General features: G+C 66.1%; 15 protein-coding genes. 5 read left to right on the top strand and 10 right to left on the bottom strand.

Annotation, left to right across the window (positions count from 1 at the left end):
* Positions 1–136 precede the first annotated feature (136 nt).
* The 4 genes from AB0411_RS16190 (at position 137) to AB0411_RS16175 (ending at position 2346) form a co-directional block, all read left to right on the top strand.
* On the top strand, positions 137–673 hold the full coding sequence (locus AB0411_RS16190; protein ID WP_366417928.1) for a methylated-DNA--[protein]-cysteine S-methyltransferase: 537 nt from the start codon (positions 137–139) through the stop codon (positions 671–673).
* Between the two features lie 70 nt (positions 674–743).
* Entirely contained in the window at positions 744–1304 is a 561-nt protein-coding gene (locus AB0411_RS16185) for a hypothetical protein (protein WP_366417927.1), read from the top strand.
* 30 nt (positions 1305–1334) lie between these two features.
* A complete protein-coding gene (locus AB0411_RS16180) occupies positions 1335–2084 on the top strand; it encodes an alpha-ketoglutarate-dependent dioxygenase AlkB family protein (RefSeq protein ID WP_366417926.1) in 750 nt (249 codons plus the stop codon).
* 28 nt (positions 2085–2112) lie between these two features.
* Complete coding sequence (locus tag AB0411_RS16175; protein WP_366417925.1) at positions 2113–2346, top strand: DUF2277 domain-containing protein; 234 nt, start codon at positions 2113–2115, stop codon at positions 2344–2346.
* 217 nt (positions 2347–2563) lie between these two features.
* Here the strand turns inward: AB0411_RS16175 and AB0411_RS16170 are convergent, their stop codons facing one another.
* Positions 2564–3181 (bottom strand): flavin reductase family protein, encoded by a 618-nt coding sequence (locus AB0411_RS16170; protein ID WP_366418237.1) that lies wholly within the window; start codon positions 3179–3181, stop codon positions 2564–2566.
* A 56-nt stretch (positions 3182–3237) separates the two neighbouring features.
* Positions 3238–3435 (bottom strand): hypothetical protein, encoded by a 198-nt coding sequence (locus AB0411_RS16165; RefSeq protein WP_366417924.1) that lies wholly within the window; start codon positions 3433–3435, stop codon positions 3238–3240.
* A gap of 545 nt (positions 3436–3980) precedes the next feature.
* Between AB0411_RS16165 and AB0411_RS38120 the strand changes: the two genes are divergently transcribed.
* The gene (locus AB0411_RS38120) at positions 3981–4190 is read left to right on the top strand and encodes a hypothetical protein (RefSeq protein WP_437042229.1); all 210 of its coding nucleotides are present in this window, start codon (positions 3981–3983) and stop codon (positions 4188–4190) included.
* 42 nt (positions 4191–4232) lie between these two features.
* On the opposite strand, the gene AB0411_RS16155 is transcribed toward AB0411_RS38120, so the two are convergent.
* From AB0411_RS16155 to AB0411_RS16120, 8 genes are all read right to left on the bottom strand, one after another.
* Positions 4233–5564, bottom strand: a complete 1332-nt coding sequence (locus AB0411_RS16155) for an LLM class flavin-dependent oxidoreductase (RefSeq protein ID WP_366418236.1) — start codon at positions 5562–5564, stop codon at positions 4233–4235.
* A gap of 80 nt (positions 5565–5644) precedes the next feature.
* Positions 5645–7627: a GDSL-type esterase/lipase family protein gene (locus AB0411_RS16150; RefSeq protein ID WP_366417923.1), complete on the bottom strand. Its 1983-nt coding sequence runs from the start codon at positions 7625–7627 to the stop codon at positions 5645–5647.
* A 68-nt stretch (positions 7628–7695) separates the two neighbouring features.
* Positions 7696–8364 (bottom strand): pyroglutamyl-peptidase I, encoded by a 669-nt coding sequence (gene pcp / locus AB0411_RS16145; protein ID WP_366418235.1) that lies wholly within the window; start codon positions 8362–8364, stop codon positions 7696–7698.
* A gap of 217 nt (positions 8365–8581) precedes the next feature.
* Positions 8582–9823 (bottom strand): MFS transporter, encoded by a 1242-nt coding sequence (locus tag AB0411_RS16140; protein ID WP_366417922.1) that lies wholly within the window; start codon positions 9821–9823, stop codon positions 8582–8584.
* Positions 9824–10243: 420 nt separating this feature from the next.
* Positions 10244–11428, bottom strand: a complete 1185-nt coding sequence (locus tag AB0411_RS16135) for a cytochrome P450 (protein WP_366417921.1) — start codon at positions 11426–11428, stop codon at positions 10244–10246.
* Positions 11425–12660 (bottom strand): ATP-grasp domain-containing protein, encoded by a 1236-nt coding sequence (locus AB0411_RS16130; RefSeq protein WP_366417920.1) that lies wholly within the window; start codon positions 12658–12660, stop codon positions 11425–11427. The genes AB0411_RS16135 and AB0411_RS16130 overlap by 4 nt, the downstream gene beginning before the upstream one ends.
* A 29-nt stretch (positions 12661–12689) precedes the next feature.
* Positions 12690–14303 (bottom strand): hypothetical protein, encoded by a 1614-nt coding sequence (locus tag AB0411_RS16125; protein WP_366417919.1) that lies wholly within the window; start codon positions 14301–14303, stop codon positions 12690–12692.
* A gap of 120 nt (positions 14304–14423) precedes the next feature.
* The gene (locus tag AB0411_RS16120; RefSeq protein ID WP_366417918.1) at positions 14424–15704 is read right to left on the bottom strand and encodes a cation:proton antiporter; all 1281 of its coding nucleotides are present in this window, start codon (positions 15702–15704) and stop codon (positions 14424–14426) included.
* Between the last annotated feature and the right edge of the window lie 17 nt (positions 15705–15721).

The raw sequence follows: 15721 nt of genomic DNA, 5'->3' as shown, positions 1-15721 counted from the left end.
GGGCCGGGCCGGGCCGGCCCGTGAATGATCAGGTCGCCGGCCGCCGCGACGTCCGATTTCCGCCAGCCATGGCGGGGCCGACCCCGCAGACTCGGGAAGTGAAAGCAGCGCAGACAACCGAGGAAGTGCCATCACCATGACCTCCACCACGGCGGCCGCCACCACCAGCTACACCACCCTGGACAGCCCCCTGGGCGAGCTGCTGCTCGTCGGCGAAGAATCGTCCACCGCGCCCGGTGGCACTGCCCTGACCTCCCTCTCCATCCCCCCGCAGCGGGGCGCCGGCACCGTGCAGCCGCACTGGCGTCGCGACCCCCGCCCCTTCGCCGAGGCCGTCCGGCAGCTCCGCGCCTACTTCGCCGGCGAGCTCTCCTGCTTCGAGCTGGAGTTCCGCACCACCGGCACGGAATTCCAGGAGCGCGTCTGGCGGGCCCTGGACGCCGTCCCGTACGGCACCACGACCACCTACGGGCGACTCGCCGAGACCCTGGGCGTGCCCCGGAGCGACGTACGGGCCCTGGGCGCCGCGATCGGCGCGAATCCCCTGCTGATCGTGCGCCCTTGCCATCGCGTGATCGGCGCGGACGGCTCGATGCGCGGCTACGCGGCGGGCGTCGTCCGCAAGGTGGAGCTGCTCACGCACGAGGGCGCCCTCCAGCCCACGCTCATCTGAAGCCCCTGCTCCCCTGGAACCCCTCCCCATGGCCTCTCCCTCACGACCTGCCCCTCGCCGTCTTCCCCCCATGCCCTCTCCCCTCATTCCCCCGGAGGAGGCTGCCGCGTACGGCGACCTCCCCTCCCCCACCCCGCACTCCGAAGCCGAACTCACCGCCCTGCTGGACCTGTTGACCGCGCCCGGCACACATATCGCCTCGGTGGTCGTCGGCCACAGCCGGGACGCCGCATCGCGCTCGGCGGCGGCAGCCTTCATCGATTCCTGGCGTGGCCTCGGACGGCCGCCGGTGCTCGCCGTGATCGACTGGCCGGAGTCCGCCGCGTCCTGGCTCCGGGCGGCCCGCCGCTTCACAGCCGACGAGCCCGACGCCTGGGTGGTGGCCGCCGCGCCTCTCGGCTGGGCCCAGATGAGCCGCCGGCTGCGGCACAGCACCGAATGGGATCCGGGGCGCACCTACGGTTTCGCGGCTCTCGGCGACTCCCGCGTGCCCGCCCTGGCCGGGGCCGCAACCCTGCAGGGCATGCGCGGCGTCACAGCGGACGGCAGCACCTGGACCATCGACCGCGGCTGGGTCACTCACCCCCTACCGGCCCTTGGTCCGACGGCTCGTCCCCGTGGCACGCTGTAATCAGCGAGCGATGAGGCAAGGCAGGAGCACATGAGCACGCCACTCCCCGGCTTCGAGGGCATCGGGGACCCCATGGATCCCGGGCCCCTCCGTCCTCCCACCTCGGCCGACCGGAGCCACAGCCCCACAGGCCGTCGAGCGGGCCGCCGGGAGGTCGCCCCCGGAGCCGTCCACGTCCCCGGCTGGCTGAGCACGGCCCAGCAGCGCGAGCTCGTCACCGCCTGCCGCGGCTGGGCGCGCGGCCCGGCCCCGATCCGGCACACCAAGCTTCCGCGCGGCGGTGTGATGTCGGTGCAGACCGTGTGCATCGGCTGGCATTGGCAGCCGTACGCGTACACCCGCACGGCCGATGATGTGAACGGCGCCCGGGTGGCCGAATTCCCAGACTGGATGGTCGAGTTGGGGCGCCGGGCGCTGGTCGAGGCGTATCAGGACGCCACCGCGGGCGACGACTACACGCCGGACACCGCGCTGATCAATTTCTACGACGGCCAGGCGAAGCTCGGCATGCACCAGGACAAGGAGGAGCGTTCCGACGCGCCGGTGATCTCCCTCAGCATCGGGGACACCTGCGTCTTCCGGTTCGGCAATACGGAGACGCGCACCAAGCCGTACACCGACGTGGAGCTGGCCTCCGGTGATCTCTTCGTCTTCGGCGGACCGTCCCGCTTCGCGTACCACGGAGTGCCCAAGGTCAGACCGGGCACCGGCGACCCCGCGTCCGGCCTGGCCGGCGGGCGCCTCAACATCACCATGCGGGTCACCGGACTCGACGGATAACCGCCGCGTCCCGAGGCAGACTGGACTCATGTGCCGCAGCATCAAGACGCTCCGTCCGCCCACCACCCCCGAGGTCACCGACGAGGACATCCGGGCCGCTGCCTTGCAGTACGTCCGCAAGGTCTCCGGCTTCCGCGCCCCGGCCGCCCACAACCGCGAGGTCTTCGACCAGGCCGTCGACGCCGTGGCGGCGGCGACCCAGGAACTCCTCGACGGCCTCCAGATCCGCGGCTCCGCCGGCCGCCGGCGCGCCCACCCCTGAACCACCGCTCCTTCATCGGCCGGACCATCAGCCGCACCCACCAGCTGAACCGCCGGCCGAATCAGCGGCCGGGCCCCGGGCAGGACGACACCGACGGCCCCCGCACGTCACTCTCCGTAGCCGGTAGCTAGGTGCTCGCACGGCCGATGACCGCGCACGAAAACGGGCACCGACGGTGCGCGAAAACCCTCTCCCGCCGGGCGCTCCGCTCCGCCTCCTAGCGATCGCCCGCCGGCCCCCGCCAGTCCGCGTGGCGAATACGGGAGATCTCCCGCACCTCACCAACCGTGCCCCATTCGTCCTTCCCCAGCCGCGACAGGGGCTTCAGCCTGGAGATCTCGGGATGCCCGTCGACCAGTACGTCCTGCGCGACCACCGCATGCACCACGCGCCCGAACACGACGGTGGAATCGCCGATGCCCAGCGTGCTGTGCACCTCGCACTCCAGCGCCACCGGCGACGCCGCCACCCGCGGAGGCTTGACGCGCAGACTCGGCTCGGTGTCGATCCCGGCCGCCTCGAACTCGCTCACCCCGTGCGGAAAGTCGGTGCCCGTGTCATTGATCTGCCCGAAGAGCCCCTCCGGCGCAAGGTTGACCACGAACTGCCCGGTCGCCTCGACATTGCGCAGGGTGTCCTTGCGGCCGACGGAGCTGAACTGCACCACGGGCGGCGCGACACTCGCGATCGTGAAGAAGGAGTGGGGTGCGAGGTTCTGAACCCCGCCCGCCGAGACCGTGGACACCCAGGCAATCGGCCGCGGCACGACCGTCGCGGTCAGCAGCTTGTAGAACTCGTTGCGGGACATCTCAGCAGGATCGAAGTCAATGCGCATGGTGATCAGTATCCACACAGGCGGCCGCGGATCGTACAGCGGATCCACGGCACCACCTAACCCCTGCCGATCCGCAGGAAGAGGTCTTCCGGGACCGCTCCACAGTGTTCGTTGAGGATGGCTCGCAGGTTGGGCGCGGGGGCGGACGTCGGGTCGTCCGTACGGCGGTGAATGCAGCTGGCGGCGATCCAGGGCAGCTCCTCGGCGGTGTGCGCCTGCGCGTCGAGGAGTGCGGGGGCATACGCGCCACACATGCGGAGCAGGCACTCTGCTTCCGTGCGGACGCGTCGGCTCCGCCCCACGGTTCACCCCGGAGGCGCCGATGGACCTGCGGGACGGACCCGCCACCCTGATGAGAGACCTGTATGCGATCTTCGACTGAGAATCGCTGACTGTGCCCTGCCCAGCGGGCGTGGTTGACTCGGGTAAGGGACCTCGATCGTCATATCGTCCATCCCCGACGCGCCTTCGACGTGCTGTCCGGCGGGTGTGGTCGCCATGGGGATCGCAGATCGAGCCAGCGGCCAGGTGCACCGGCCTGATCAGTGGAGGGGGCGCTTTACGGCCCTCTCACCGGGCAGGGGCTCATCGCCGACGTGGCGATCGAGCGCAAGCTCCACAACACGATCGCCCTCACCGAGGCAGGCACCTCACTGTGTGGGAGTTCCCGCACTCTTCGGCGGCCTGTCGCTGGCCGGCTACATGGCAGTGGTCCTCGCGATCGTCCTGATCCGCCCAGCCTCGCTACTGCTGTCCATCATCGGCACCAGTTCCACACTCCGGGAGAAGCTGACGCAACTTGGTTCGGCCGAAAGGTTTCGCCTCCGTCGTCTACGGACTACTCGTCCTCCAGACCGACATCCCGCAGCGCGAAGAGGCGTTCACCCTCAACGCCGTATGCACCGCGTTCCCGATCAGGGCCGGCACCTGCCTGCCCTGCCGGCACTCGATTCAGGCTTTCACCATCGCCGCACTTCGTCTCACACACGTCCATGGCCACGACGAATGACGCGCGGTGGGAGTTGGACGTCAGGAAATCGACCATCCGACATCACCCGACTTCACCTCCGTCGCACGGGTTCGCAGGTCGCGCGACCCCGTAGTGGTCGCGCAACGTCCGCCCGGTGTACTCGGTGCGGAACAGACCGCGCTCCTGCAGGATCGGCACCACGTGCTCGACGAAGGACGTCAGTCCGGAGGGGAGTACCGGCGGCATGATGTTGAAGCCATCCGCGGCATCGTTCTCGAACCAGTGTTGGATCGCGTCGGCCACCTGGTCCGGAGTGCCGGCGAAGCTGCGGTGACCGCGGCCGGCGCCCAGTCGCCCGATGAGCTGGCGTACCGTCAGGCCCTCTCGGCGGGCCATGCCGACGACGAGTGCATAGCGCCCCTGCCCGCCCTCGATGTGCCGTTCGGTGGTGAGGGCGGCGGGCAGTTCCTCGTCGAGTGACAGCTCCTCGGGGGGCACCTGGAGAATGTTGGCCAGCTGCCGGATCGCGTGTTCCGGCTTGATCAAACGTTCCAGTCGGGCATCGAGCTCTTCGGCCTCGGCCTGCGTCGCGCCGATCGAGGGCACAATGCCGGGCAAGATCTTGACGGTCTCAGGGTCTCGACCGAAACGGGCAGCGCGCTTCTTCAGGTCGGCGTAGAACGCCTGGGCCTCATCGAGAGTCTGTTGCACCGTGAAGACGGCATCCGCGTGCCGTGCCGCGAAGTCCCTCCCGTCTTCGGAGGACCCTGCCTGCACCAGCAGCGGGTGGCCCTGCGGGCTGCGGGGAACGTTCAGTGCTCCGGCAACCTTGTAGTACTTGCCTTCGTGTGCCGGCGGATGGAGTCGGTTGTTGTCCCCCCAGACCCCCGCTTCCTTGTCTCCCAGGATTGCGTCGTCCTGCCAACTGTCCCAGAGCTTCCGGGACACTTCCACGAACTCGTCGGCACGGGCGTATCGATCCCGATGCTGGGGAAGATCGTCCAGGCCGAAGTTACGCGCTGCGTGGAGGGTGGCCGTCGTCACGATGTTCCAACCGGCCCGCCCACCGCTGATGTGGTCGAGCGAGGCGAATCGGCGGGCCAGGTTGTAGGGCTCGTTGTAGGTGGTCGAAGCGGTGGCGACCAAGCCGATGTGCTCGGTGACTCCAGCCATGACGGTCAACAGCAGCGTCGGCTCCAGAGCGGCTGACGGCCGGCGGCTGATGTCGCCCCACAGGCCGGGATGGTCGGCGAGGAACAAGGAATCGAGCTTGCCCCGCTCGGCCGCTCTGGCCAGGTGCTTGTAGTACTCGATATCGGTGTCCGCCACCGGATCGCTCTCCGGCAACCGCCAGGCCGACTCGTGATGGCCGACGCTGCTCAAAAAGGCATTGAGGTGCAGTTTTCGGGTCACCGTCTCCCCCTTGAGAATTTCACAACGAATGATGACGGCACAGTCCAGGCCCGGCATGTGAGAGTGCCCGCTGGAAGTCCTTATCGAACTTCGGTCCGGTACGGAAGCTCGAACAAGAGCCGTAGGCCGGAGAGTTCCGAGCGATACTCCTCGCACCCGGTGATTTCCCCGCCCTGCACATACTGTTTGGCGTACTTCTCGTGCACTTCACGCAGTCGCACCAGATTTTCCAGCAGCGATTCCGATAGCCCGGCAGTCTCCACGTCTTCCTGGTGGCGGGAGATGATGTGAGAGACACAGGCGCCCTCGATCAGCGTCTCCAGGTCCCAGGCCGGGTAGTACATACCGTAGCGGGAGTGCGCCCCGAAGCGGAATGCTTCACGCAGGTACCAGCTCCGGACGGTGACGATGCGCAGCGCGCGGCCATCCTCGAAAAGCGAGGCACTGCACGAGAGGTGGCGGTGGGCCTTTTCCAGGACACGTCTCGCATATGGCGTGTCGAACCTCAGTCTGCTTTTCACGTCCGACGGGATGCCGGGAAGCACCCGCTGTCGTTGCACCGCGGAACTGAGGTGTCGGCAGATGGCTGCATCTACTGGTCCGCCGGTGGCGCGCTGTGTTTCGGCGGCCACGGCGTAGTCGTGCAGGATGCGATTGAGGTAGTACTCGGGGAATCTTCCGACCTCCCAGCCGTATTCGGGCAGCCATTGTTCAAGGTCGTCCAGCGAGGTGACCAGGGGATGGCCTGCTGCGTAGCGGAACGTGTTGATGATGTTGGCTTGAAGGTCCGATGCGGGTTCAGGCCACTGCGGTTCTCCGGTGAGGAAGTCCTCCGGCCCTCGCTCACGGGCGCTCGTCAGTAGTTTGCGTGCCTCTTCCCGTACCTCCGACGGTGGCACGTCGAAGTCGAGGGAGAAGTGGTCGGCCAGTGTCGGCGTCACGTCGAAGTACGCGTCCGGACTGGGGTAGGCACAGACGTATCCGGCGTCGCTCTCCTCTGCCCCGCCGTCCCCGGCAGAGGTCAGTCGTGCAGCGAGGGCCGCCGCGATGGTTTCGTGTGCTTCTGCGGTCGGGTGGCAGTAGTCGAAGAAATCGGCCGGGGACAACAGCTCCGCCAGGTCGATCACCTCGATGTCGAGCTGTGCAGCAAGAGCAGTGATCTTTCGCCTGTACTCACTTTTGATGCGATAGAGGTTGCTGTCGCCTTCCACGGCACGGAGCGCATAGCTGCGCGCGAGTTCCTCTTGATTCTTACGGGTCAGCACATGGCTCAGGTTGTAGGAGGCGACGGCACCGGACGCGCCCTGGTTCTCGGCCAACTTCGTGAGTATGGCGGCCGGTTCGTCCTCGGCTCCTTGCTGGTCGAGCAGGACAGCGAGGTTGTTCAGTGCGATCGGTGCGACACGGTCTTGCCCTCGGGCCAGCTCCCGGTACTTTTCGGCTGCTGCTGCGAAGCGCCCGTCTTCGTGGTCGCGTATGGCCTCGATCAGCAGGCGCGACAGCTCTGTCGGTCCGGTGAGGCGGTCGGCCATCCGTGCTTCGAAACCCACGATTTTGTAGAACGCCGCGTTGCTCGCCATCATGGCGGCCGGGAACCGGGTGTTAGCGATGGGATTGATCACGACGACGCGCGTCCCGCGACGACGGGCCAGCCGGGCGACCGTCTCAAGGTTCTTCCGGAAATCCTCCGGTGTGGTGGCGTAGGAGTGGCGTTCGTCCTTCTCGTCGAACTCACCTGAGCTCCTCTGCCGGATGCGGACGACCGGGCGGGCCCGGTGCCGGCCGGGCACCCACCGGTCGAGGTCCTTCCAGGCTCTGTAGGCACCCTTGTAACGTGACTGGGCACCGTCGGTGTTGCCCAGATAGAGGATCACCACGTCCCAGCGCCGACGCGCGAGCGTCCGCCGGAAGTACCGGGCCGCATCCGCGCTCGTAAAGCCGGGGACGGCGTGGTTCTCGATGCGATGTGCTGTGCCCAGCAGCGTGTGCAGTACGTACGGGTAAACAGCCTGCGGAGCCCCGATCCCCGCACTGCATGAATCGCCGAGAACGAGAATTCGCACGGCTTGTCTCCCTCCGCTCGCAGTGGAGTGTGTGCGGGACCATGCCCTCCTGGATGTGCGGGCCGGAGCTACTTCCGCAGCCGGGACAGCCAGGATTTGGGTCCGCTACGCCCCGTCACCGCGTCTTCGTCCCGATCGGTGGTGCTCGCGGTGATCAACACGACTCGTAACGCCTCTGCCGCGGTGGCGCTTGCCATCGACGGCCTTCTTTCTCTGTCCGCGGCCTGGGCCGGAGTGAAGGGCACGTGTACGAATCCACCACGGAGGTGCGGAAATTCGGTGGCAATGAGGTGGGCGAGGCCGTACGCGATGTGGTTGCACAGGAAGGTGCCGGCCGTATGCGAGAGCGAGGCAGGTATTCCGGCCTCAAGGACGGCCGTGGTGCAAGTCTTCACCGGCAAGGAGGAGAAGTAGGCCGCGGGGCCGTCAGGGGCGATGGGACTGTCGATGGGCTGGTTGCCTTTGTTGTCCGGCCCCTGTGCGTCGTCGAGGTTGATCGCCACGCGTTCGATGGTGATGTCCGGCCGACTGCCTCCCTGACCGGTGGCAACGACCAGTTCAGGGTCAGTGCGAAGGATTTCCTTGCGCAAGGCTGCTATGGAATCACCGAAAACACAGGGCAGTTGGACGACTTCTAGTTCCAGCCCCGACGGAGGGTCTTCGGCAACCAGCCGGCAAGCCTCCCATGCGGAATTCAGCGAATTTCGGCCGAAGGGTTCGACTGCGGTCAGCAGAATGCGGGAAACGGTAGCCTCCGATGGCTAGGGGGAAAGTGTGTCAGATTTTATCGACCGATCCGGAGAGGAAACAAGGGTGTGACATCGCGCAACAGCGGAAACAGCGTTCCCCGCATGCTGCCACAGGGCATGCGGGGAACGCATCAATACGGCTCGGCAAACTCGGCGGCAGTACGGCGCGAGCAGTCGTGTATGAGACACACACTGGGCGGCGGCGTCAGACGTCGTGCCGCAATCCACGTACCGAGGGGACCATAAGGGGGCAGAGCGTCAGAAGGATCCACAGGAATCCACCGACCAGCGCCACACGGGAAGCCCCGAAGACACTCGCCAGCGGAGCGGCGGAGAGTTGTCCCGCCGGGATGGCAATGAAGGAACCGAGATTGTCGTAGGAGGAGATGCGCGAAATCATGTTCTTCGGGATCTGCTCCTGCAGCGTGGTCTCCCAGGCGATGCTGTAGAAACCGAGGCTCAGGCCCGCGATGAAAGCGGACGCGGCAAGCCAGTACACGTTCGCAACGAGCCCGAGTGCGATCAGGGGAAGGCCCACCAGTGCCGCGCAGGTCTGCGCCACGGGCAACAGGCGTTTGAGGGTAATGCGGTACATCAGCACGGCCATGAGCAGCACGCCGACCGCCTTGACGCTGAGCACGAGCCCCCAGGAGGTCTCGCCGATCCGCTCCTTGGCGATCAGCGGTCCCAGCACGGTCCAGATACCGACCTGCACGTAATTCGCCACGCCGAACGAAGCGACGATCGTCCACACCCAGGTCCGCGACCTGAATTCGGTCCAACCCTCTCGCAGGGACACGAAGACACTGGCCTTGCGGGGCGGCGTGTTACCGGTCACCTTCAACCGAGCCATGCAGATCGCCGCGATGAAGTAGGTGGCGGCATCGAAGGAGATGGCCCAGCCACCGCCCGCGGTGGCCACGATCGTGGCCGCGGCTGTCGGCCCCAGTACCTTCGCGGCGTTCTTCGCCGACCCCAGTACGGAATTCGCCCGCTGGATCTGCGGCTTGGGAACGATATCCGGAACGATGCCGCGGAGCGCGGGATTCGTGAAGGCCGCCATTGTGCCGTTGAGGGCTTCCAGCACGATGAGCGAACCAAGGTCGTAGTTTCCCGAGATCAGCAGGAACCCGACGATCGCCTGCGTCAGGGCGGCACCCAGGTTCGAGAGGAGGAGTACCAGACGCCGCGAGAACCGGTCACCGACCACACCGCCGGCCAACGTGAAGACGATGAGCGGGATCGTGTTGGCGGTGAGAACGGCACCCATGTCACCGGCACTGTTCGAGGCGTTGAGCACCGCGAGGGACAGCGCCACGGGAGTCATCGCGCTACCCAGCAGCGAGACAAGCCGACCGGTGAAGAACCACCTGAACGCCGGCAACCCGAATGGACTTCCGACTGCCTCGGCCGGCTCTTCAGCTGTGGTTTCGGTTTTCAGGATCATTCCCTCATCCTGCTCGATACGGACGGACACACGGTGGAGAGACGAAAGAGCCTACAGTGCCAACTCACACGTGTGACAACGGTATTGACCGTTACATGGGCTGCATTTGACGAGGAGGATGCGGTGCCTTCCGCTTGAAAACTTCCAGACCGTATGCCGTCGTCAATACCGGCTTGACTGGTAGGGCAGCAAAAACCGACCGATGGTTCCAGATATGGATCGGGCCCGGCAGGTGCCGGGCCCGTCCAATTCTTCTCACTTAGTGGTCGTAGCTCATGGGGCACCTCCTTCTTTGTCGGTCGGCGGTTGCTCACGGACGCCGCGCATCTCCTGGAACTCGTAGGAGTTCCCAGGAGGCGACAACTCGCATGCTGTCACCAGCTGCACATCCCGCGCCCGTGAAGTTTGGGTGGCCGTAGGCTATTGACGGAACGTGACGGGCAAAACGTCCAGGCTGCGTACCGTCGCCGTCCGCCGCCGTACGGGTGTGCCGGCCAGCTTCAGCGGTGCGGGCACGTTCAGCAGCCCGATCACCAGTTGCTTCACGGCCAGCTGGCCGAACATGGTGCCGAGGCAGGCGTGCGGGCCCCAGCCGAATCCCAGGTGCTGGTTGGGAGAGCGGTCGAGCACGAGTTCATCCGGCCGCGGGAACTGCTCGGGGTCCCGGTTAGCAGCTGCCATGAGCGTGAGCACCGTCTGGCCCGGTTCGATCACCGTGTCGCCGAACGTGGTGCGCCTGGTCGCCACCCGGCTCGTGCCCTGGGCGGGGCCGTCGAAGCGAATCAGCTCGTCCACGCCGGTGTCCAGCAGGCTTTCGTCGCGCAGCTGCTCCAGCGCCTCGGGGTGCTGCAGGAGCGTGAGCGCCACGTTGCCGGCGGTCGCATACACGGTTCCGAAGCTCGCGTTGAACGTCACGCTGGTCGTGTTGCGGATGTAATGCTCGGGGACCTTCGCCTTGGCTGCGTTTTCCCTGACGTCGTGCAGGGTGCCCGGACGGTCGTTGGTCTCGAACCAGGAATCGACCAGAGCGTTGAAGTCCTTGCGGGCCTGGTCCCCGACCTCGACCGTACTGGGCAGCAGGCCGGAATCCATCCGGCGGGCGAGCGCGTCCGAGATCTGCACGTACGGCCCCAGTTCGGGCTCGTCGACGCCGAGGAGTTCGGCCGTGATGGTCAGCGAGACCGGGGCGGCGACCTCGGTCATCCAGTTGAACTCCGCGCGGCCCGACAGGCGGTGGAAGATGTCCGCGATCTGGTGTTGCGAACGCCGCCCGATGGCGTCGAAGTCCTGTGCCCGCAACGAGTTGATGAAGAGGCCGCGCAGCGAGGTCTGGGCCGGCGGATCCAGTGACTGGATGCTCTGGCGGAACTCCGGCACATCCTCGCCCACGCGGCGCCGGTCGCGGGCGAACAGGCGGTAGTCCCGCAGCACTTCACGGCAGTCGCGGTAGCGGGTCAACACCCACGACTCCATCTGCTCGTGCCAGAAGACGGGGGTGGTCTCCCGAAGGTGGGCATAGAGAGCGTAGGGGGATGTCAGCGTGTCGGGGTCGAGAGGGTCGTAGCGAACCGTACGGGTCGTCGGGACGTGCAGGGGGGAATTCATGACTCCACCGCCTCGAAAGGGGCACTTTCATGGATCTTTTCCACGGCGGCCACCACTTCGTCGATGTATCCCTGGCATTCGAGTGTCGACATGCCTTTCACGGCCGCGCAGCCAACGCCCGTGGTCGAGGCGTCCGCCATATCGCGCATAGGGCTCCCCTTCTCCAGGCGCATGATGACACTGTCCACACCCGGCAATTTCATTATTTCTTGAGGGTCAACCGCATTCAGTTTGCCCGGCGCGGTAGGAAGTATGGTCCACCCGTGGGTGTATTCAGTCTCTTCGCCCCACCGCGGTATCGGGTCCCCAGTTATGACACGTGCACTGGCCTCATAGATATCCATTCCTATGACGCGTTCGGTCATCACGCCGACGATCCCGCCACCGGGGCGACAGGCGAGTTCGCTGGCCACGAACTGCCCGGGCTCACCGAATGCTTCGAGGTGGAAGACGGCGGTCGTCAGACCCAACGCGTGCACTGCCCGTAATGCCAGGTCAGCCGCTGCCTCGTAGATCTCCCGATTGAAGGCGGGTGTCAGAGCGATCGAGCGAATGGGTTTGCCGTATTTCGTGCACAGCAGAGGCTCGCTGTACCTGGAGACCATGAAGGCGGACAGCTCTCCGCCGTCGATGACGCCGTCGAAATGCCACTCGCGGCCCTCGACGAACTGCTCGACCATGGCCCGGCCGCCGTCGATGGAGCCGGCTGCCGCCACGAACTCGTCGATGTCCCGCACCACCTTCACCGACTTGCTCGCCCCTTCGGCAAGCGGCTTCACCACGAGCGGGAACTGCAATCCGGTCTGCGTGAGGCAGGTTTCCGCTTCTGCTGCGGAGGCGAGACCGTTGCAGAGCACGTGCCAGGCGGCCGTCGGGACTCCCGCGTCATTCCACTTCTTCTTCTGCACTCCCTTGTCGCGGCATGCGAGCGCCTGGGCGGGGGTGAGGGACCGGGCGCCAATCAGCTGGCCCAGTACCGCTGTGGCCACGACCGCCCACTCCGTCGTGGTGACCACCGCGCCGACCGGATCCATCGGTTCGAGGTGGTGAAGGGCCGACCACAACGACTCCACCTTGCGATAGGAGTCCACCGCGCACATGCGCTCCACCTGGTCCGCCAGACCGACCGCCCGGTCGCGGTGCCCCGGCTCGTACAGCAGGGTTATCTCGTGCCCGTCGGCACGCAGCCCGCGGACGATCTCTGCCCGCGGTCCCACGAGTACGACATGCATAGATCTCCTCCGATGTGCATGAGCTCGGCTCAGTTCCGACCGGCGACGGGAATCTCCACGGCGAAGAGCACTTGATTGCGTAGTCGAATCCATTCGCGCTCTTCACTCGAATACATTTCTTCACGGTACCAAGCGGTGACCTTCGAAACGCTACCTTTTGACTTCCTGTACCTGGGGAGATCACCCCAGTAATAGAGATGTCCCCCCGGCGCTTTGAGCCAACGCAGGAACCTGGGCAACGGACTTTTAGGTCTACCGGAGTTTACGGCTGTCATCAAGTCCCGCATGTACGTCACGTGCCTAGCCGCCCGCTCGTCATTCCATTGCGTCGCGCCGTACAGGCTCTTCGTCCGCTCAATATCGTCACCACCCGGTCGGGCCTGGATGAGGTGGTCGCGTATGGCTACGTCCTCGACGCCGCCGAGCGGAAAGGTGACGAGTGGCTCCCGCACCAAAGCGTTTCCGGCGGCCCGAGCGTACTCGCGGTCGTGCGGGCTCATGAAGTCGTTGTACAGCCCGTAGACCTCACCGTCGCTGGTTTCGACCGTCCACAGGACTTTCGCAGAGAGCGGTGTGTCCCACCACCCCAGAATGTTGGGGCGCCAGGCCCATCCTGCCAGCACCAGGGCCATGAGAGCCACACTGAAAGCCCACGGCCATACCCCGAAATGGATCGGATCGCTGGACTGGGATACGGAACAGGTCGCGGCTATCAGCACCGCTCCGATCACGATGTTCTCCCAGAACAACAGACCCGACGTCCACGCGACGACACAGTTGAACGTGAGGGCGCCGGCAACGGCGAAGACGAAGAACTTCAGATTCACGAACGCCAGCAGCCCAGCGAGCTCGACCAGCATGGTCCCGGAGTTCAGCAGCACGGTGACGCGACGCAGAACGCCGATGATGCGGGCGACTCTGCACGCCGGAACGAAGCGCGCCCACCCCCAGGAGTACGCACTGGCCACCAAAAGATCGGTCCGGTTCTCCAGCATCCAGGACCAGGGGAAGGGTCCCAATCTCGCTTTGCTCCAGGCAGCCGTGACGTAGTGGCTGAGGTACACGCTGCCCAGGAGCACCGCCAGCGTCGTATTCGACGTCGCAGGAAGTGTGACGCCGAGCCAGGGCATCACACCCGCGGCGAGCGAGTAGCAGAAGGTGGCCTTCACCATCCGGAGGCAGACGTTCGAGTGGTGCGTCCACCCACCCAGTCGCCCGCACACCAGCACCACGGCGAGGACGGCCAGGCTCGGCCAGCGCAGCGCCGCCACACCGGCGAGGAGCACCGCCAGCCTGTCCGCACGTTGCCAATCGAGGCTCCGGGCCGCGTCGTAGTCCAAAGTGAGGTACTTCCACAGGACGAGGGCCAACGCGACGGCCGGCACCAGCGCCAGATCGCCGGTCGGCTCGGAACCGACGGTGAACCCCATCACGCTGAGAAGAGCGACCACGGCGCCCGCCTGAAGCGACTCCGCAGCCCGTGGAGGTGCCTCCGGATACGCACCGTTGAGAGCTACCGCGGGATAGCGCCCAGCGCCCAGCCGCACGGCACACCAGCCGATCAGCGGGGAGATGAGCCAGCGGTACAGGGCGAGGGTCAGGGCGAGTTCAACAGCGGTCCGCTCAGGGTCAGACAGCGGCATCGCGATCCATAGGTCCGGGTCGGCCGGCGTCTTCGTCCGGTCGTCTCACATGAGGCATTGCGCATCTGCCTTCCTGTAGGTGGTACATGCGTGTGCGGATCGCTCCCGCTTACGCAGGTTTCAGCTGCGGACCGCCTGGTCCACGGGCAGGTCCATATCGGCGAACTCTCCGGCTTGCCGTCGACTGTCCCTGCGGTCCAACCAGGCGAGCAGCGGTGCCGTCATGGTCGTGGTGACCAGCGCAACGATGACCAGCACCGTGAACAGGGCGGGCGAGACAATGCCCGCCTGCAACCCGACGTTCAGGGCGATGAGTTGCATCAGCCCTCGAGCGTTGATCAGCACGCCGATCCGTGCCGCGATCGGCTGTTTCTCACCCATCAGCCGTGCCGTGCCCCAGCACGCCCCCCACTTGCCGACCACCGACGCCACCACGCACACCAACGTGAAGGCGGCCAGTCGCCAGTCAGCGAGCAACCCGAAGCGGGTGTTCAGCCCGGAGTAGACGAAGAACAGCGGCAGGAAGACGATGCGTCCGAGCGGCATGATCTTCGCGAGCACCGCGTCGGCTGCCTCGTTCCGCGGATAGACCATCCCGAGGCAGAAAGCACCGAACACCGCGTAGATTCCGATGCGGTCGGTGAACCACGCCGCGGCGAACAACGCCATCCCCGTGATCAGCACCCGCTGGTCCTCGTCGATCCGTGGGGTGGCGAGCGCCCTTGCCAACAAGCGCCTCCCGGCCAGCCACAGCAGCAGGGCGAACAGCACACCGCCGACGACCGCAAGGGTCACAGGAGTGGCCGAACCAGCATTCATGCCCACGACGATCGCCAGGAGGATCCATGCGAGAACGTCGTCCAGGGCCCCACAAGCGAGAGCAAGTGACCCGAACCTCGTGCCGGCCAGCCTGCGTTCGGTGATGATCCTGGCCATCATGGGAAAGGCGGTGATCGCCAGGGCGACGCCGATGAACGCGGTCGAAACCCACGGGGAGACCCCCGGCTTGAGGATGCCGGCCCAGCTGTTGCCCAGCAGGCTCACACCCACTCCGAGACCGAGGGGCACCAGGTTCCCGGCCAGCGAGATCGCGCCGACCGCTTTGGTTGATCCGCGCACATTGCGCAGGCTGAACTCGTGCCCCGCGCCGAACATGTAGATCACGAGGCCGATCTGGCCGCCGACGTAGAGCAACGGTCTGATGGCGTCGGGAAACAGTGCGCCCTGCAGCCCCGGCCAGAGCAGTCCCAGCAGCGAGGGCCCGAGCAGCACACCGGCGATCATCTCTCCGACGACCGGTGGCTGACCGATCTTCACCGCCGCCCAGCAGACGAGTCTGCAGGCCGCAAGGATCACCACGACGGCCAGGAAGAACGCCGGTCCGGCTTCGGACGCACTCATGACCTACCTCCCTCCGT

The organism is Streptomyces angustmyceticus, from assembly GCF_040701845.1.
Classification (GTDB): Bacteria; Actinomycetota; Actinomycetes; order Streptomycetales; family Streptomycetaceae; genus Streptomyces; species Streptomyces angustmyceticus_A.
This window is presented reverse-complemented; position numbering and strand designations above follow the sequence as displayed.